Below are 17,353 nucleotides of genomic sequence, written 5' to 3' on the forward strand. Positions count from 1 at the left end.
CATAGCAATCGCACCGCCGCCATCTCCGCACCGGATGGCGAGCCTCAAGGATTATGCGGCTTGCACGTCAAGCTTTTACGTGAAAACCGGCATGAAATGCCGTGTCACGGCGCTTGCCGCAGCCCCCTCACATGATTATGGTGCGGCAGTTTTTTAACCGTCGATTACGGCCAAAGCGTGAGTGTATTTGCGTTTTTGAGCCGTCAGGAGTTGTGCATGTTCAAGGGTTCCATTCCCGCTCTCGTAACACCGTTCACGGCCACCGGCGCGGTGGATGCGGAAGGTTTCGTCGCGCATGTGGAATGGCAGATAAAAGAGGGCAGCTCCGGTCTCGTGCCCGTCGGCACGACAGGTGAATCGCCAACCCTTTCGCATGCGGAGCACAAGCAGGTCGTCGAGCTCTGCATCAAGGCAGCCGCCGGCCGTGTGCCGGTGATTGCAGGTGCCGGCTCCAACAATACGACCGAGGCCATCGAGCTTGCGCAACACGCCGAAAAGGCGGGCGCGGATGCCGTACTCGTCGTCACGCCATACTACAACAAGCCGACGCAGAAGGGCCTGTTCGCCCACTATTCGGCGATCGCCGAAAGCGTGAAGCTGCCGATCGTCATTTACAACATCCCCGGCCGCTCTGTTGTTGACATGAGCGTCGAAACGATGGCCGCGCTCGCCAAGGCCCACCCGACGATCGTCGGTGTCAAGGATGCCACCGGTAAGATCGAACGCGTGTCCGAGCAGCGCATGGCCTGCGGCAAGGATTTCGTTCAGCTTTCCGGCGAGGACGCGACGGCGCTCGGCTTCAACGCCCATGGCGGCGTCGGCTGCATTTCGGTCACGGCAAACGTCGCGCCGCGGCTCTGCGCCGAATTCCAGGAGGCCACGCTTGCCGGCGACTATGCCAAGGCGTTGGAATATCAGGATAAGCTGATGCCGCTGCATAAGGCGATCTTCATTGAGCCTGGCCTGTGCGGCGCCAAATACGCGCTGAATCGTCTCGGCCGCATGAGCCGTGCGGTGCGCTCGCCACTGCTTTCGACACTCGAGCCGGCAACGGAAGCCGCCATTGATGCAGCGCTCAGACATGCAGGATTGATGAACTGATGGCACCCAAGGGAAGCCAGCGCACGGTCAAGAAGATTGTCGCGGAGAACCGAAAGGCCCGCTTCAATTATGAGATCGTCGATACCTACGAGGCCGGTCTGGTTCTGACCGGCACGGAGGTAAAGTCGCTGCGCGAAGGCAAGGCAAACATCGCCGAATCCTACGCCACTGACGAGGGTGGCGAGATCTGGCTGATTAATTCCTATCTGCCGGAATACCTGCAGGCGAACCGCTTCAACCACGAGACCCGTCGTCGCCGCAAGCTGTTGCTGTCCAAGCGCGAGGTCAACCGGCTGCAGGGTGCCGTCAACCGTGAAGGCATGTCGCTCATTCCGCTCAAGATCTATTTCAACGATCAGGGCCGCGCCAAGCTCGAGCTGGCGCTCGGCAAGGGCAAGAAGCTGCACGACAAGCGCGAAAGCGCCAAGGAGCGCGATTGGAACAGGCAGAAGAGCCGGCTGCTCAAGGATCGCGGCTGAGCGCAGCCGCACTCCCTCCACGGCCTACTGCATAATTCCTTGAATCGGAATCGATTTAAGGAGGAAATTATGCAGCAAGTTTAGGGTGTTACCGCGTCCTTAGCGCGCCATATTCGACGCGCGGCGCTGTAGCGCATCGTAGCCTCTGCTATCTCTTCCGCTGATGGGCGGCGATTGGTTCGCTCAGATCTCGACGGGGTCGGCCACCGGCTCTACATGCTGCCGGGGAACGCGTTCCGATGGGTCACGGCCGATTTCGGCGCGCAGCGTGACGAGGTCGATGAAATGATCGGCCTGGCGGCGCAGGTCATCGGCGATCATCGGCGGCTGGGTCGACATCGTCGATACCACCGAAACCTTTCGACCCTTGCGCTGCAGCGCTTCGACGAGCGTGGTGAAATCGCCATCGCCGGAGAAGATCACCAGATGATCGACGGTTTCCGATTGTTCCATGGCGTCGATCGCGAGTTCGATGTCCATGTTGCCCTTGATCTTGCGGCGGCCGAGCGAGTCCGTGAATTCCTTCGCCGGCTTGGTCACGACCTTATAACCGTTGTAGTCCAGCCAGTCGATCAGCGGACGGATCGACGAGTATTCCTGATCTTCGATGAGAGCCGTATAGTAGTAGGCGCGCAACAGGTAGCCGCGCTTCTGGAATGCCTTGAGCAGTTTGCGGTAGTCGATGTCGAAACCGAGGCTCTTCGATGCGGCGTATAGATTTGCGCCGTCGATAAAAAGAGCGATTTTCTCGCGAGGGTCAAACATCGTTATTCCTTTTTGGTGCGCAACGCGTTCGGGTAAACCGCCCATCGGCGGATGCGCGAAAATACGGCCATTACATTAATAATTGCTGATATTGCAAATAATGTAGTTAACCACTTGCATTATTCCAAGCGGCTCCCTGCGAATATAGCTAGTTTTAGCAGTTGCTGCAGCTCGTCCACATAGGAAGTCTGCAGTTTCTACCAGGCGTTTCCGGTTTGCATTAAAATGTGCAACTAGGGGGAGCGCGCGCGAATTCCAGCCCGTCCGCATGGCATTTTATTGGCCAACACAGGGTGATGTGAACGCTCCGTGCAGGAAAAACTTGAACTTGTGCTGTTTTGATAGTATCCGGGCGGCTAATTCCAGAAATCGGAGCCGACGAGGCCGTCATCCGGCGGCCGTTCCGGTCTCGTGTCGTTAATCCGTGCTGCGGCGATGATCGCCGCGCTTTGAGCCCAAAAGGACAGGCAATGGCCCGCGTCACCGTCGAAGATTGCATTGACAAGGTCGACAACCGTTTCGAACTCGTGCTGCTCGCCAGCCACCGCGCCCGCCTGATCTCGCAGGGCGCAGCGATCACCATCGATCGAGACAATGACAAGAACCCCGTCGTGGCGCTGCGCGAAATCGCCGACGAGACGCTCTCGCCCGGCGACCTTAAGGAAGACCTGATCCATTCGCTGCAGAAGCATGTCGAAGTGGACGAGCCCGAACCCGATCCGGCTTCGCTGGTCCAGGCCGATGCCGACACGACTTTTGCCGAGACGGCGGAAGACGAGGATCAGCCGGAAGCAATCACGTTCGACCGTATGTCGGAAGAAGAGCTGCTGGCCGGCATCGAGGGCCTCGTGCCCCCGGAAAAGAGCGACGACTACTGAGATCCGTAACGGAACAAACGTTCCCGCGTGTTTTCAAAGCAGTGCGCCACTCGTATGATTGGCGCACTTTTTTTATTGTCTTTTCCCACGGAGCCGCCAGCGGATGATGCGCCAATACGAGCTCGTTGAGCGCGTTCAGAAATACAAGCCCGACGTCAATGAAGCCCTGTTGAACAAGGCTTACGTCTACGCCATGCAGAAACATGGGCAGCAGAAGCGGGCAAGCGGCGACCCCTATATTTCCCACCCGCTGGAAGTGGCAGCGATCCTCACGGAAATGCATCTCGACGAATCGACGATCGCGGTCGCGCTCCTGCACGACACGATCGAGGATACGACGGCCACCCGGCAAGAGATCGACGATCTCTTCGGCGAGGATATCGGCGCCCTGGTCGAGGGCCTGACCAAGATCAAGAAGCTCGATCTCGTTACCAAGAAAGCCAAGCAGGCAGAAAACCTGCGCAAGCTGTTGCTGGCGATCTCCGACGACGTGCGCGTCCTCCTGGTCAAGCTTGCCGATCGGCTGCACAACATGCGCACGCTCGATCATATGACGGCTGAAAAGCGGGCACGCATCTCCGAAGAGACGATGGACATCTATGCGCCGCTCGCCGGGCGCATGGGCATGCAGGATATGCGCGAGGAGCTCGAAAACCTCTCGTTCCGCCACATCAATCCCGAGGCATTCGAAACCGTCACCCGACGTCTGGAAGAATTGTCGGAGCGCAATGAAGGTCTGATCAAGAAGATCGAAGATGAATTGACCGAGCTGCTTCAGACCGAAGGGTTGAAAGGCGCCCAGGTCAAGGGGCGGCAGAAGAAGCCCTATTCGGTCTTCCGCAAGATGCAGTCGAAGTCATTGTCCTTCGAGCAGCTTTCCGACGTCTGGGGCTTCCGCATCGTCGTCGACGATATCCCGTCGTGCTATCGCGCACTCGGCATTGTGCACACGCGCTGGCGCGTCGTGCCTGGTCGCTTCAAGGATTACATCTCGACCCCGAAGCAGAACGACTACCAGTCGATCCACACGACCATCGTCGGCCCTTCACGTCAGCGGATCGAGCTGCAGATCCGCACGCGGCGGATGAACGACATCGCCGAATACGGTATCGCCGCCCACTCGCTCTACAAGGACGGCGAGGGGGTCTCGACCGAAACCGCGCTGTCGCCGACGTCGAATGCCTATTCCTGGCTGCGGCGCACGATCGAGTCGCTGGCCGAAGGCGACAATCCTGAAGAGTTTCTCGAACACACCAAGCTCGAACTGTTCCAGGACCAGGTGTTCTGCTTCACGCCAAAAGGGCAGCTGATCGCGCTTCCGCGTGGCGCGACGCCGATCGACTTCGCCTATGCGGTGCACACCAACATCGGCGATACCTGCGTCGGCGCCAAGATCAACGGCCGCATCATGCCGCTGGTGACGCGCCTCAACAATGGCGACGAAGTGGAGATCATCCGCTCGGGCATCCAGGTGCCGCCGCCGGCGTGGGAAGAGATCGTCGTCACCGGCAAGGCGCGCTCTGCCATCCGGCGCGCGACGCGCGCGGCCATCCGCAAGCAATATGCTGGCCTTGGTTACCGCATTCTGGAGCGAACCTTCGAGCGCGCCGGCAAGACGTTTTCGCGCGAGGCGCTGAAGCCCGCGCTGCATCGGCTTGGACAGAAAGAAGTCGAGGATGCGATCGCGTCGGTCGGCCGCGGTGAACTGTCGTCGCTCGACGTGCTGCGCGCGGTGTTCCCCGACCACCAGGACGAGCGCGTAACCGTCAAGCCCAACGCCGATGATGGCTGGTTCAACATGCGAAGTGCTGCCGGCATGGTGTTCAAGTTGCCTGGCCGATCCAAGGAGGCAGGCGAGCCGGCACAGGCGGAAGGTCCGGAAGCGCTGCCGATCCGAGGGCTCTCGGGCAATGCCGGCGTGCATTTCAGCGCCGCCGGTGCCGTTCCCGGCGATCGTATCGTCGGCATCATGGAGAAGGACAAGGGGATCACCATCTATCCCATCCAGTCGCCGATCCTGCAGAAATTCGACGACGAGCCGGAACGGTGGATCGACGTGCGCTGGGATCTGGACGAGGCCAACAGCAGTCGTTTCATGGCGCGCATCGCCATCAGTGCCTTGAACGAGCCGGGCACGCTGGCGGAGGTTGCCCAGTCAATTGCGACGAGCGATGTCAACATTCGCTCGCTTTCCATGGGGCGGGTGGCTGCCGACTTCAGCGAGTTGCACTTCGATCTCGAGGTTTGGGATCTACGCCAACTGAACCATCTGATCACGCAGCTGAAGGAACTGCCCAGCATTTCCACGGTCAAGCGCCTCTTCGAGTGAGGGGGCGCCGCTCGGCCTTCGTATAGGCTGCCAAGCCGTCATCATCGGCACCATTGTTCTCTTCACCCGTCGCGGGGGCAATGGTTCCTGCCCCGGCGCGCGGATGATGGCCAGACGTTTTCTCTTCTCGCCTGCGCCTGTCTCGCCGTTTGTTAAGCCCGGCGACACCTGTCGCCGGCCGCGAGAGCATGGCCATTGCGCGTTTGTTTTGCGCAGTTGCCTTGAATTCAGGCAGGTCGAGGTCTGAAAAGTGGCAAGGCATGCTTGTCGCGCATGGCTGCTGTCTTTTCCTGGCTCTGGTGGAACAGTGACCTCTAAACTATCTTCTGCATCGGGAGGTAAACGAAGAGGTTTGCCATGTTTAATCAGTTGAAGAAGATCACCCGCGCGCTGCGCGTCGCCACTCAGGAAGAGCGCGAGCTCGCCTATCTCAACGGTTCGGTCGATCGCATCGATCTCGAATACCGCCAGCGCCAGATCGATCGCGGCCTGTTCCGCAACGGCTACTAAGCTGCTGCCTGTTCCTGCATGATGGCGGGAATGGTGAGCCATGCGCCAGGCGAATGGCTCATTCGTGATCGCTGCACCACACGCCAGCGGGTTGCAAGCAACGGGCATGACGCCTATCTTGCGGCCGGTAAACAGGCGGACACGCCGTCTTGTGCCGACTGGCGGTTTCAAGATGCGGTCATGACGGCATAATGTTATTCAGACGTAGAAAACCGGTCACGATTTCCGAAAGGCTTCGCGCGCTTGTTTGGCCGCGCAAGGGCTTTCGGCGTGGCCCCCGCTACATGGCGCTGCGTATCCTGCGCCTGTCGTCGTCACCGCACTCGATCGCGATCGGGGTCGCTGCGGGTGCCGCCTCCTCATTCACGCCCTTCTTCGGGCTCCATATCATCATCGCAGTCGCGCTCGCTTCAGTGTTCTCCGGCAATCTGCTTGCCGCAGCGATCACCACGGCGCTGGCCAATCCGGTGACGATCCCGATGATCCTGACAGCGTCCTACGAGCTTGGAACGGTCATCATCGGGCCGCAGGCGTCAGGTGCCGCAACCGGCGCGGACGTCGCGCATATGGTCGAGCACCTCGAATTCTCGGGCCTTTGGGGCCCCGTGTTCAAGCCGATGCTGATAGGATCGGCTCCGCTTGCCGCCGCCGGCGCCCTGATCTTCTACCCGCTGGCCTATCAAACGGCCCATCTTTTCCAGTCCCGCCGCCGACGCGCACGGTCGTCCGGTGCAAGGTCCACATCATGATCATCGGCATCGGCAGCGATCTCATCGACATCAGGCGCATCGAAAACTCGCTCTCGCGTTTCGGCGAGCGTTTCGTCAATCGCTGCTTCACCGAGGTGGAGATCGCCAAGTCCGAAGGCCGCAAGAACCGCGCCGCCTCCTACGCCAAACGCTTTGCCGCCAAGGAGGCCTGCTCCAAGGCGCTCGGCACCGGAATGGCGCAGGGCGTCTTCTGGAAAGACATGGGCGTCATCAATATGCCCGGTGGCAAGCCCACGATGCATTTGAGCGGTGGTGCTGCCGAACGGCTTCAGGCGATGGTGCCCAAGGGGCATCGCGCGGCAATCCATCTGACGATTACCGACGATTTCCCGCTGGCGCAGGCCTTCGTGATTATCGAGGCGCTCCCCGTTGCCCCGCCAGAGGGAACGGTTTAGAGCATTCCGTTGAGAAATCCGGGCGTGCCCGATTGCGGGGGCAGGGTGCCCTTGCCGGATACAAAATTGCGCATCCGCCTTTGAGGCTGGAAACCGAAAGCGCGAACGACAGTTGATTGAGCGGCACGCTTGTAGAGCGCGCCGATGACAAAGGAAGACAGCAGCGTGGCAGAAAAGACAGAAGCGAAGCAGAGCGGTCTCTGGGAGAATGTGAAGGTCATCATCCAGGCGCTGCTCCTGGCCGTGGTCATTCGCACCGTCTTCTTTCAGCCTTTCACCATTCCGTCGGGCTCGATGATGCCGACCCTGCTTGTCGGCGACTACATCTTCGTCAACAAGTTCGCCTACGGCTACTCCAAGTATTCGCTGCCGTTCTCGCCGGATCTGTTCTCGGGTCGCATCTTCGCCAGCGAGCCGGAGCGCGGCGACATCGTCGTCTTCCGCTTCCCGCCGAACCCGGACATCGACTACATCAAGCGTCTGGTCGGCCTGCCCGGCGATCGCATCCAGGTGCGCAACAGCATTCTCTACGTCAACGACAAGCCGGTCGATCGCGCGCCTGACGGCGCCTTCCGTGCCGACGATCAGTACGACACCGGCGGCGACGTGCCGGTCTACCGCGAAACCATGGACAACGGCGTTTCCTATGACACGCTCGATCAGTTCCCGGACTCGCGCGGCGATAACACGCGCGAGTTCATCGTGCCCGAAGGTCATTACTTCATGATGGGCGACAACCGCGACAACTCGGCCGACAGCCGCTTCGATGTCGGCTTCGTGCCCGCCGAGAACCTTGTCGGCCGCGCAAGCCTGATCTTCTTCTCGCTCGGCAACGACACCTCGTTCCGCGAAATCTGGAAGTGGCCGGCGAACCTGCGCTACGACCGCCTGTTCAAGGCGGTCGAATGATGAAGGCGCGGTCGCTAAGCGCGGAGGATCGGGCCAAGCTCGAGGCCGTGATTGGCTATCAGTTCAGCGAGAAGGAGCGGCTCGATCGGGCGCTGACCCATTCCAGCGCCCGCAATGCCAGGGGATCGAACTATCAGCGGCTCGAATTCCTCGGAGACCGGGTGCTGGGGCTTTGTGTCTCCGAGCTTCTGTTCCAGACGTTTCGTGATGCCAACGAAGGCGAGCTTTCTGTGCGGCTGAACCAGCTCGTCAGCGCCGAGAGCTGTGCCCTGGTCGCCGACGATCTGGCGCTGCACCAGTTTATCCGCACCGGTTCCGACGTGAAGAAAATCACCGGCAAGGCGATGATGAATGTGCGCGCCGATGTGGTAGAGTCGCTCATCGCCGCCATCTATCTCGACGGCGGGCTGGAGGCGGCGCGCAAATTCGTGCTGCTACACTGGAAAGAGCGGGCGACCCGCGCCGACGGCGCCCGTCGCGATGCCAAGACCGAATTGCAGGAATGGGCGCATGCCAAGTTTGGCATCGCGCCGACGTACCGGACGGATGACCGTTCCGGCCCCGACCACGATCCGCGTTTCACCGTGACCGTGGAGGTTGCGGGCGTAGCGCCCGAGACGGGGACGGATCGATCCAAGCGCGGCGCCGAGCAGGTGGCCGCGACGAAATTGTTGGAACGCGAAGGCGTGTGGCGGAAAATCTCCGCCGGAAATTGACGGAAAACATGACGGATATGGAAAAAGATACGGCCGCCGAAAGCGCGCCGACCCACTCGGGTTTCGTGGCGCTGATCGGCGCCACCAATGCCGGCAAGTCGACCTTGGTCAACCGCCTAGTCGGCGCCAAGGTTTCGATCGTCAGCCACAAGGTTCAGACGACACGGGCGATCGTGCGCGGCATCGCCATCCACGATAACGCACAGATCGTGTTCATGGACACGCCCGGCATCTTCAAGCCGCGGCGCCGGCTCGACCGGGCTATGGTGACGACGGCCTGGGGCGGAGCCAAGGACGCCGACGTCATCATGCTTTTGATCGACAGCGAGCGCGGCCTGAAAGGTGACGCGGAAACGATCCTTCAGGGTTTGAAGGAAGTCCACCAGCCGAAGATCCTGGTTCTGAACAAGATCGACCAGGTGCGGCCGGAGGATCTGTTGAAGCTCGCGGCAGCGGCCAACGAGACGATCAAGTTCGAGCGCACCTTCATGATCTCCGCGCTGACCGGATCGGGCTGCAAGGACCTGATGGATTATCTTGCCGAGACGCTCCCGGAAGGTCCCTGGTATTACCCCGAGGACCAGATTTCCGACCTGCCGATGCGCCAGCTCGCGGCCGAAATCACCCGCGAGAAGCTGTTCTTGCGCCTGCATCAGGAGCTTCCCTACGCCTCGCATGTCGAAACCGAGAAGTGGGAAGAGCGCAAGGACGGATCCGTTCGCATCGAACAGGTGATCTACGTCGAGCGCGAAAGCCAGAAGAAGATCGCGCTCGGCAAGAACGGCGACGCGATCAAGGCGATCTCCACCGCGTCGCGCAAGGAAATCTCCGAGATTCTCGAGCAGCCGGTGCACCTCTTCCTGTTCGTCAAGGTGCGTGAAAACTGGGGCGATGACCCCGAGCGCTTCCGCGAAATGGGTCTTGAATTCCCACGCTGATCGGCAAGTCCCCAATATGCAATAGCGCCGCTCGCCAGCCTGCTGGCGAGCGGCTTCTTACAAGGCGCGGACCTTCAGTGGCTCCGCAAAAGCCTGCTGGCGCGACTTGTCTCCGCACTCGGGTCAAAGCGCCTGTGCCTCGACCGCACTGTTTCCTTCAAGACAATCGCGAGCAGATATGCACCGTCACGACGCCGGTTGCCTTTTTGCCAGCATCGGTCCGATCGTCTCCGCGCGGTTGGTCCAGACGTAGCCCGAGAAGCTCTCCGGCACCAATTCAAGATCTTCCGCGCTATCGATACCCGTGCTGAAGTCGCCGCGCCCATAGGGGCCGAGCAGGCGACCGGGATTGCTCGACAATGTAGCGTCACCGTGTTGCGTCGCGCTGGACGTGTGGCCTGCGTATTGCGAACGATCTGTCAACCGGCCGCCGAATTGACCTGCACGCGCACGCGTGAGAGGGAAATGACGTTCCCGCAAGATCAGGAGAGAATTCATGCCGCAGCTCGTCGATGGAAAATGGGTCAAGGGCGACGTTGCTGCGAGCGAAATGAAGGGCGGCGCCTTTCATCGCGAGCCAACCCGTTTCCGCAGCTGGATCACGGCCGATGCTGGCCCCGGCCCGCAGGGGCAGTCAAGTCTTCCCGCGGAAGCCGGGCGCTATCGCCTGTTCGTTTCCTATCTCTGCCCCTGGGCGTCGCGCACGATCGCCTTTCGCAATCTCAAGGGGCTTCAGGACGTGGTCGGGCTTACCGTCTCCAGCCCGCTCTTGGGCGAGGACGGCTGGGTCTATGACGAACCTGTCGATGCCGGTCCACGCGTCGGCATGATCCGATTCCATCATGAGCTCTATACGGCGAGTGACGCCGGCTACACCGGCAAGGTCTCGGTCCCCGTCCTCTGGGACATGAAGGAAGGGCGCATCGTCAACAACGAATCCGCCGACATCATCCGCATTCTGAATTCGGCTTTCGACGACCTGACCGGCAATCGCCTCGATTTCTACCCTCAAGCGCTGCGTGCGAAGATCGATCGCTGGAACGATCCGATTTACGAGCGCGTCAACAACGGCGTCTATCGCGCCGGTTTTGCCAAGACGCAAGCCGCCTATGACGAAGCCGTCACGAGCCTGTTCGGGATGCTTGATGAGCTCGAGCGCCACCTGACGGCCAATCGCTACGTCGCGGGCGAATATCTGACGGAGGCCGATATCCGTCTGTTCGTCACATTGATCCGTTTCGACGCGGCCTACCACGGCGTCTTCAAGTGCAACCTTCGCCGGATCGAAGACTATCCGGCGCTTTCCAATTATCTGCGTGAAATCTACCAATGGCCCGGAATCGCCGAAACGGTGCGCATCGATCACATCAAGCGTGGATACTACGGCATCGCCCACGTCAATCCGACCCGTATAGTGCCCGCCGGTCCCCTGCTCGATTTCTCCCGCCCACATGACCGGCGTTCTCTGCCGGGTCGAGGGGTCGTCGGCGCTGATACCGCTTCGGCCGATTTACTAAGCAAACAAATCTTTGAGGGGGCATAAAAGCCCATTGCCAATCGATTGAAGCCTACTAAGTTAGTGGAAGTTCTGATGGATAGGAGCCAGATGGCGGCTGGCCTGACGAATTTCCGGTTACGCGCGCGTGAGCAGCGCAGCATGTTTGCCGGATGCCGTTTGGCCACGCCCGAGCCGGTTTTCGCCGCTTCCGGACGTGCTTTGCGTCACGCCCATGCGTTTCGCGTCATGCGGGCTACGACGCCCTCCGGAAGCCCCGATAGAACCGGCGCCGTCGCCGCGCCTGTGCGCCAGGACATATGTGTCGGTCTGGCAGGGGTTGGGTATGAATGCGGCATTGTTGAATTTGCTTCGCCGTCTGGTGCGCAAGGGCAACCTGACGGTGTTCTTCTCCGCGGGTGAGCAGGTCATTCTGGGCGATGGCTCGGGAAAACCGGCAACGATCCGCATCGTCGATGCGGAGGCCGAAAAGGCGATAGCGCGCGACCCGGGTCTTCGTTTCGGTGAACTCTATATGGACGGGCGCGTCGTCGTCGAAGACGGCGATATTTTCGACGTGCTCTCGATCGTAAAGGAAAACGGGCTCGAGAACGCCGCGACCGTTCCAAACACCCTGGTTGCTCTTCAGCACGTGTTGCGCCAGCAGGTGAAGAGCCGGATGCCGGTCAACCGCAACCGGCACAATGTGGCCCATCACTACGATCTCGATCGCAAGCTCTTCAATCTTTTCCTCGATCCGGACTGGCAATATTCCTGCGCCTACTTCGAGCCGACAGGCATCTCGCTCGACGAGGCGCAGCTCGCCAAGAAGCGCCATATCGCCGCCAAGCTGTTGCTCGAACCCGGGCAGAAAGTGCTTGAGGTCGGCTCCGGCTGGGGCGGCATGGCGATGTATCTGGCCGAATCCTCCGGCGTCGAGGTGACGGGCATCACGCTCAGTGAGGAGCAGCTGAAAATCTCGCGCGAGCGGGCGGTTATGCGCGGTCTGTCCGATCGCGTCCATTTCGAGCTTCAGGATTACAGGACGATGCAGGGCCGGCAGTTCGACCGCATCGTATCGGTCGGCATGTTCGAACATGTCGGCATCGGCAATTATGGCCGGTTCTTTCGCAAGATCAGGGAGCTGCTGAAGCCGGAGGGCGTGATGCTCTTGCACTCCATCGGGCAGGTCTACAAGCCGTGGGCGACCAATCCCTGGATCGAGAAGTACATCTTCCCCGGCGGTTACATCCCGGCGCTTTCGGAGGTTCTGCCTTCCGTTGAAAAGACCCGGCTTCTGGTCAAGGATATCGAGATCCTGCCGATGCACTACGCCTGGACGCTGAGGGCGTGGCGGGAGCGTTTCCTGGCGCGGCGCGAAGAGGCGGTAAAACTGTTCGACGAACGCTTCTTCCGCATGTGGGAGTTCTATCTTGCCGCGTCCGAGACGGCCTTCCTCCACGACAAGCATTTCATCTTCCAGCTGCAGCTGTCGCCGTCGCTCGACACCGTGCCTTTCGCACGCGGTTACATCGAGGCGAAGGAACGGGAACTGATGGAATTCGAGAAGACCCGCCCGCCGCTCGAGCCGGTCGATATCTAACGCTTGCCGCCCCAAGGTGTGTCGAGGCTTCTGCGCGCCGACATACTTAAAAAACAGAGGCATGGAGTACGTCTCCTGTGGAGTTCCGGTTTTCCGGCCCGGGCCTTCACTTGGCCTTGAAGACCTGCGCCTTTATGGTCGCCGACTGAAAACAGGAAAGACGGATCCCACCATGGCCAGCCCAGCAAAACCCATCGCCGCCATCATTGCCAGCGAGATCAAGGCGACGACCTCCCAGGTCACCGCCGCAGTGGAGCTGCTCGATGAGGGCGCGACGGTGCCGTTCATCGCCCGTTACCGCAAGGAAGTGACCGGCGGGCTGGACGATACGCAGCTGCGCACGCTGGCCGAGCGGCTGACCTATCTGCGCGAGCTGGAGGCGAGGCGGGGCTCGATCATCGAATCCATCCGCGGACAGGGCAAGCTGACCGACGAACTCGAAGCCAAGATCGTTGCGGTCGAAACCAAGGCCGAGCTTGAGGATATCTATCTGCCCTATAAACCGAAGCGGCGCACCAAGGCGGAGATTGCAAGGGAGCGTGGCCTCGGACCGCTTGCCGAAGCCATTCTCGCCGACCGGACGATCGCGCCGACTGACCGCGCCGGCGCGTTTCTGACGGCGGATGTGCCCGATGTGAAGGCGGCGCTTGACGGCGCGCGCGACATCATTGCCGAAGGCATGACTGAAAACGCCGACCTGCTCGGACGCCTGCGCAACCATATGAAGGGGGCGGCGTTCCTGCGAGCCAAGGTCGTCGACGGCAAGCAGGAGGCCGGTGCCAAGTTCTCGGATTATTTCGATCATTCCGAACGCTGGGCGACGACGCCGGGTCACCGGGCGCTTGCCATGCTGCGCGGCTGGAACGAAGAGGTGCTCGCCGTCGATATCGTCGTCGATCAGGACGATACGTCTCCGGTCAAGCCGGTGGAGCGCATGATTGCGGCCGCCTACAATGTCGGTGGGCAGCTGCCGGGCGACAAATGGCTTTCCGAAGTCACCGGCTGGACCTGGCGGGTGAAGCTGTCCATGTCGCTGTCGCTCGACCTGATGCGCGAGCTGCGCGAGCGGGCGGAAGAGGAAGCGATCCACGTTTTCGCCCGTAATCTGAAAGATCTGTTGCTGGCCGCTCCCGCCGGCTCGCGCGCCACGATGGGGCTGGACCCCGGCATTCGCACCGGCGTCAAGGTCGCCATTGTCGATGGCACCGGCAAGCTCCTGGAAACGACGACCGTTTATCCCTTCCCGCCGAAGAACGACGTCCGCGGCACGCAAGCCGAACTGGCTTCGCTGATCCGCAAGCACAAGATCGAGCTGATTGCGATCGGCAACGGTACTGGTAGCCGCGAGACGGAGAGGCTTGTCGCCGACATGCTCGCACAATTGCCGGCGCCGAAGCCGACCAAGGTTATCGTGTCCGAAGCCGGCGCTTCGGTCTATTCCGCCTCGGAGACGGCAGCGCTTGAATTCCCCGGCCTCGACGTCTCGCTGCGTGGCGCAGTCTCCATCGCCCGGCGCCTGCAGGATCCGCTGGCCGAACTCGTCAAGATCGAGCCGAAGTCGATCGGCGTCGGCCAGTATCAGCATGACGTCGACCAGTCGAAGCTCAGCCGCTCACTGGATGCGGTGGTGGAGGACGCAGTGAACGCCGTGGGCGTCGATGTGAACACGGCATCCGCACCACTGCTCGCGCGTGTCTCCGGCCTTGGCAAGTCGTCGGCAGAAGCGATCGTCGCGCACCGCGATGCAGCTGGCCCGTTCGCCAGCCGCAAGGAGCTCTTGAACGTGGCGCGTCTCGGAGCCCGCACCTTCGAACAATGCGCCGGCTTCCTGCGCATTCCTGATGGCAAGGAGCCGCTCGACGCTTCCTCGGTCCACCCGGAAGCCTACGGTGTCGCCAAGAAGATCGTTGCGGCCTGCGGGCGCGACGTTCGCACGCTGATGGGTGACAGTGCGGCGTTGAAGCAGCTTGACCCGCGTGTGTTCGTCGACGACCGTTTTGGTCTGCCGACGGTCAAGGACATTCTGGCCGAACTGGAAAAACCGGGCCGCGACCCACGCCCGAGCTTCAAGACAGCAACCTTCGCCGAAGGGATCGATGACATCAAGGATCTGAAGGTCGGCATGCAGCTCGAAGGCACGGTGACCAATGTCGCCGCCTTCGGCGCCTTTGTCGATGTCGGCGTCCACCAGGACGGCCTCGTCCATGTCTCGCAGTTGGCCGACCGGTTCGTGAAGGACCCCCACGAAGTGGTCAAGGCCGGCGACGTGGTTCAGGTGCGGGTGACCGAAGTGGACGTTCCGCGCAAGCGCATCGGCCTGACCATGCGCAAGGATGGCGGTGCCGACACGGGCCGCGAGGCGAGGGCCCCCGCGTCGAACAACGGCAACCGCAGCGCGCCGGTGCGTCAACAGAAGCCGCAGCAGCCGTCGCAAGGCGCGTTCGGCGCCGCGCTCATGGAAGCGATGAAGCGAAAGTAATCTCCATCGCCCGGAAGTCGTATCGGCTTCCGGGTTTCTATCTATAAATTAGGTAATTGTAATATACGGATTGCTCCGCCATACTGATCTCGTGGCGGCACTTGTATCGTGTCGCGAGCAAGTGCCGATCATAACAATGCCGGTCTACGGCGGAACAGGTCAGCGGAAACTCCTTTTCCGCCGGGTTTCCCGGCGAAAGGAGGTGCGTCATGGGACGCAATGTGATCCGTGGCCTCGCTCGAGCCGTCATGTTGGCGGCCGCAGTGACGGCACATCCAAATCCGGCGAGTTCGCAAGCGATGGCGAACTGTGCCGAGCGGTCCGAAGTGATCGAATTTCTCTCGCGCCAGTATCAGGAAAAGCCGGCGGGGATCGGACTGATCAACCCGCATGCGATAATGGAGATCTACGTCGCCGACAGCGGCACCTGGACCCTGATCGTCACTGATGTGACCGGGCGAAGCTGCGTCATCCTCGCCGGTAAAAGCTGGGAGGCATTGCCTCCGCTGCCGATACCGAAGGCTTGAGGCATCGACGGTGTCGAGCTTTGAGCAGGTGGCTAACCCAAAGCCGTTACCGGGCGGAGTGCCCGGCGCGTGATCATTCGTCGTCTAACGCTCAATGTGGCCGACCGACGCTGGCATAGGCAAAGCCATGCTTTGCCACTTCCTCAGGGCGATAGATGTTTCTAAGGTCGACCAGAACCGGCCCTTTCATCACGGCTTTCAACCGGCGGAAGTCGAGCGCGCGGAACTCGTTCCATTCGGTGACGATGACGAGCACGTCAGCCTCTGTGGCTGCCTCGTAGGGGTCGTTGGCATAGTCGATGCCGTCGATCAGCTTCTTGGCGTTTTCCATGCCTTCCGGATCGTAGCCGATGACATGGGCGCCGGCATCCTGCAGGGTCTGGACCACTGTTATGGCCGGGCTGTCGCGCATGTCGTCGGTGTTCGGCTTGAAGGTGAGGCCGAGAACGGCAACCTTGCGCCCGCGCACATCGCCGCCGGCAGCGGCAATCACCTTGCGACCCATGGCGCGCTTGCGGTTGTCGTTGATGGCGACCGTGGTTTCGACCAGACGAACGGGGCTGTCGAAGTCCTGGGCCGTCTTGACCAGCGCCAGCGTGTCCTTCGGGAAGCAGGAGCCGCCATAACCCGGGCCGGCGTGCAGGAATTTGGCGCCGATACGGCCGTCGAGGCCGATGCCGCGGGCGACGTCCTGGACGTTGGCATCGACCTTCTCGCAGAGGTCGGCCATCTCGTTGATGAAGGTGATCTTCATCGCCAGGAAGGCATTGCCGGCGTATTTGATCAGCTCGGAGGTGCGGCGCGAGGTGAAGACCAGCGGCGCCTGGTTGAGATAGAGCGGACGGTAGACCTCGGTCATGACGTCGCGCGCGCGTGCATCATCGTCGGCAAGGCCGATGACGATGCGGTCGGGGCGCTTGAAGTCCTCGATGGCGGCACCTTCGCGCAGGAATTCCGGATTGGAGACCACGGCGAAATCGGCGTCCGGGTTGGTTTCGCGGATAATGCGCTCGACCTCGTCGCCGGTGCCGACCGGGACCGTCGACTTCGTCACGATGACGGTGAACCCCTTCAGGTTGACGGCGATCTCGCGCGCGGCGGCGTAGACATAGGAGAGATCGGCATGGCCGTCGCCGCGCCGCGACGGCGTGCCGACGGCGATGAAGATTACGTCGCTGTCGGCGACCGCCGCAACGAGATCCGTCGTGAACGTCAGGCGGCCGGATTGGACATTGCTCGCGACAAGATGGTCGAGACCGGGTTCGAAGATCGGGATGCGCCCCTGCATCAGGGCGTCGATCTTGCTTTCGTCCTTGTCGAGACAGACCACGTCATGGCCGAAATCGGCAAAACACACACCGGAAACAAGGCCGACATAACCGGCGCCGATCATCGTGACTTTCATCTGCTCTTCCTTTTGTTGCGAGAGCTTCGCTTATGGAGAAGTGCGGCTGCGGCG

General features: G+C 61.1%; 15 protein-coding genes and 2 pseudogenes. 14 read left to right on the forward strand and 3 right to left on the reverse strand.

Features of this window, described 5'->3' with window-relative positions; translation table 11 throughout:
* Positions 1-216: 216 nt before the first annotated feature.
* Both dapA and smpB read left to right on the forward strand, forming a co-directional pair.
* A complete protein-coding gene (gene dapA / locus BC363_RS22100; RefSeq protein WP_065787309.1) occupies positions 217-1,101 on the forward strand; it encodes a 4-hydroxy-tetrahydrodipicolinate synthase in 885 nt (294 codons plus the stop codon).
* Positions 1,101-1,580, forward strand: a complete 480-nt coding sequence (gene smpB / locus BC363_RS22105) for an SsrA-binding protein SmpB (RefSeq protein ID WP_065787308.1) — start codon at positions 1,101-1,103, stop codon at positions 1,578-1,580. The genes dapA and smpB overlap by 1 nt, the downstream gene beginning before the upstream one ends.
* A gap of 183 nt (positions 1,581-1,763) precedes the next feature.
* Here smpB and BC363_RS22110 read toward each other — a convergent pair whose 3' ends face one another.
* Entirely contained in the window at positions 1,764-2,345 is a 582-nt protein-coding gene (locus BC363_RS22110; RefSeq protein WP_053246865.1) for an NYN domain-containing protein, read from the reverse strand.
* A gap of 470 nt (positions 2,346-2,815) precedes the next feature.
* Between BC363_RS22110 and rpoZ the strand changes: the two genes are divergently transcribed.
* The 8 genes and pseudogenes from rpoZ to era all read left to right on the forward strand — a co-directional run bounded on the left by rpoZ (position 2,816) and on the right by era (position 9,790).
* A complete protein-coding gene (rpoZ, locus tag BC363_RS22115) occupies positions 2,816-3,223 on the forward strand; it encodes a DNA-directed RNA polymerase subunit omega (RefSeq protein ID WP_065787307.1) in 408 nt (135 codons plus the stop codon).
* Between the two features lie 103 nt (positions 3,224-3,326).
* A complete protein-coding gene (locus tag BC363_RS22120) occupies positions 3,327-5,552 on the forward strand; it encodes a bifunctional (p)ppGpp synthetase/guanosine-3',5'-bis(diphosphate) 3'-pyrophosphohydrolase (protein WP_065787306.1) in 2,226 nt (741 codons plus the stop codon).
* Positions 5,553-5,909: 357 nt separating this feature from the next.
* Positions 5,910-6,062, forward strand: coding sequence for a DUF3563 family protein (locus BC363_RS22125; protein ID WP_065787305.1), 153 nt, complete (start codon positions 5,910-5,912; stop codon positions 6,060-6,062).
* Between the two features lie 106 nt (positions 6,063-6,168).
* Positions 6,169-6,811, forward strand: a pseudogene (locus BC363_RS22130) (DUF2062 domain-containing protein).
* A complete protein-coding gene (gene acpS / locus BC363_RS22135) occupies positions 6,808-7,227 on the forward strand; it encodes a holo-ACP synthase (RefSeq protein WP_065787303.1) in 420 nt (139 codons plus the stop codon). Before BC363_RS22130 ends, acpS begins: the two are co-directional and overlap by 4 nt.
* 165 nt (positions 7,228-7,392) lie before the next feature.
* The gene (gene lepB / locus BC363_RS22140) at positions 7,393-8,136 is read left to right on the forward strand and encodes a signal peptidase I (protein WP_065787357.1); all 744 of its coding nucleotides are present in this window, start codon (positions 7,393-7,395) and stop codon (positions 8,134-8,136) included.
* A complete protein-coding gene (gene rnc / locus BC363_RS22145; RefSeq protein WP_139110025.1) occupies positions 8,136-8,852 on the forward strand; it encodes a ribonuclease III in 717 nt (238 codons plus the stop codon). The genes lepB and rnc overlap by 1 nt, the downstream gene beginning before the upstream one ends.
* An 8-nt stretch (positions 8,853-8,860) precedes the next feature.
* Positions 8,861-9,790 (forward strand): GTPase Era, encoded by a 930-nt coding sequence (gene era / locus BC363_RS22150; protein ID WP_065787358.1) that lies wholly within the window; start codon positions 8,861-8,863, stop codon positions 9,788-9,790.
* A 186-nt stretch (positions 9,791-9,976) separates the two neighbouring features.
* Here the strand turns inward: era and BC363_RS34645 are convergent.
* Positions 9,977-10,129: pseudogene (locus BC363_RS34645) on the reverse strand (glycerophosphodiester phosphodiesterase); the annotation flags it as partial.
* A gap of 157 nt (positions 10,130-10,286) precedes the next feature.
* Between BC363_RS34645 and BC363_RS22155 the strand changes: the two are divergent.
* The 4 genes from BC363_RS22155 to BC363_RS22170 all read left to right on the forward strand — a co-directional run bounded on the left by BC363_RS22155 (position 10,287) and on the right by BC363_RS22170 (position 15,894).
* Entirely contained in the window at positions 10,287-11,333 is a 1,047-nt protein-coding gene (locus BC363_RS22155; protein WP_065787301.1) for a glutathione S-transferase family protein, read from the forward strand.
* A 298-nt stretch (positions 11,334-11,631) separates the two neighbouring features.
* Positions 11,632-12,888 (forward strand): cyclopropane-fatty-acyl-phospholipid synthase family protein, encoded by a 1,257-nt coding sequence (locus BC363_RS22160; protein ID WP_065787300.1) that lies wholly within the window; start codon positions 11,632-11,634, stop codon positions 12,886-12,888.
* A gap of 172 nt (positions 12,889-13,060) precedes the next feature.
* Positions 13,061-15,367, forward strand: a complete 2,307-nt coding sequence (locus tag BC363_RS22165) for a Tex family protein (RefSeq protein ID WP_065787299.1) — start codon at positions 13,061-13,063, stop codon at positions 15,365-15,367.
* 209 nt (positions 15,368-15,576) lie between these two features.
* A complete protein-coding gene (locus BC363_RS22170) occupies positions 15,577-15,894 on the forward strand; it encodes a hypothetical protein (protein ID WP_065787298.1) in 318 nt (105 codons plus the stop codon).
* Between the two features lie 91 nt (positions 15,895-15,985).
* Here BC363_RS22170 and rkpK read toward each other — a convergent pair whose 3' ends face one another.
* Entirely contained in the window at positions 15,986-17,299 is a 1,314-nt protein-coding gene (rkpK, locus tag BC363_RS22175; protein WP_065787297.1) for a UDP-glucose 6-dehydrogenase, read from the reverse strand.
* Positions 17,300-17,353: the final 54 nt, after the last annotated feature.

The sequence above is a fragment of the Ensifer sp. LC384 genome (genome assembly GCF_001695865.1).
Taxonomy (GTDB): Bacteria; Pseudomonadota; Alphaproteobacteria; order Rhizobiales; family Rhizobiaceae; genus Ensifer.

What these genes read in the sequence shown, in the direction of transcription:
- BC363_RS22155 (WP_065787301.1), top strand. Translation starts at nt 10,287, where the DNA reads ATGCCGCAGCTCGTCGATGGAAAATGGGTCAAGGGCGACGTTGCTGCG.
- rkpK (WP_065787297.1), bottom strand. Translation starts at nt 17,299, where the DNA reads ATGAAAGTCACGATGATCGGCGCCGGTTATGTCGGCCTTGTTTCCGGT.
- BC363_RS22165 (WP_065787299.1), top strand. Translation starts at nt 13,061, where the DNA reads ATGGCCAGCCCAGCAAAACCCATCGCCGCCATCATTGCCAGCGAGATC.
- rnc (WP_139110025.1), top strand. Translation starts at nt 8,136, where the DNA reads ATGAAGGCGCGGTCGCTAAGCGCGGAGGATCGGGCCAAGCTCGAGGCC.
- BC363_RS22110 (WP_053246865.1), bottom strand. Translation starts at nt 2,345, where the DNA reads ATGTTTGACCCTCGCGAGAAAATCGCTCTTTTTATCGACGGCGCAAAT.
- acpS (WP_065787303.1), top strand. Translation starts at nt 6,808, where the DNA reads ATGATCATCGGCATCGGCAGCGATCTCATCGACATCAGGCGCATCGAA.
- BC363_RS22120 (WP_065787306.1), top strand. Translation starts at nt 3,327, where the DNA reads ATGATGCGCCAATACGAGCTCGTTGAGCGCGTTCAGAAATACAAGCCC.
- dapA (WP_065787309.1), top strand. Translation starts at nt 217, where the DNA reads ATGTTCAAGGGTTCCATTCCCGCTCTCGTAACACCGTTCACGGCCACC.
- smpB (WP_065787308.1), top strand. Translation starts at nt 1,101, where the DNA reads ATGGCACCCAAGGGAAGCCAGCGCACGGTCAAGAAGATTGTCGCGGAG.
- BC363_RS22125 (WP_065787305.1), top strand. Translation starts at nt 5,910, where the DNA reads ATGTTTAATCAGTTGAAGAAGATCACCCGCGCGCTGCGCGTCGCCACT.
- BC363_RS22170 (WP_065787298.1), top strand. Translation starts at nt 15,577, where the DNA reads ATGGGACGCAATGTGATCCGTGGCCTCGCTCGAGCCGTCATGTTGGCG.
- BC363_RS22160 (WP_065787300.1), top strand. Translation starts at nt 11,632, where the DNA reads ATGAATGCGGCATTGTTGAATTTGCTTCGCCGTCTGGTGCGCAAGGGC.
- era (WP_065787358.1), top strand. Translation starts at nt 8,861, where the DNA reads ATGACGGATATGGAAAAAGATACGGCCGCCGAAAGCGCGCCGACCCAC.
- rpoZ (WP_065787307.1), top strand. Translation starts at nt 2,816, where the DNA reads ATGGCCCGCGTCACCGTCGAAGATTGCATTGACAAGGTCGACAACCGT.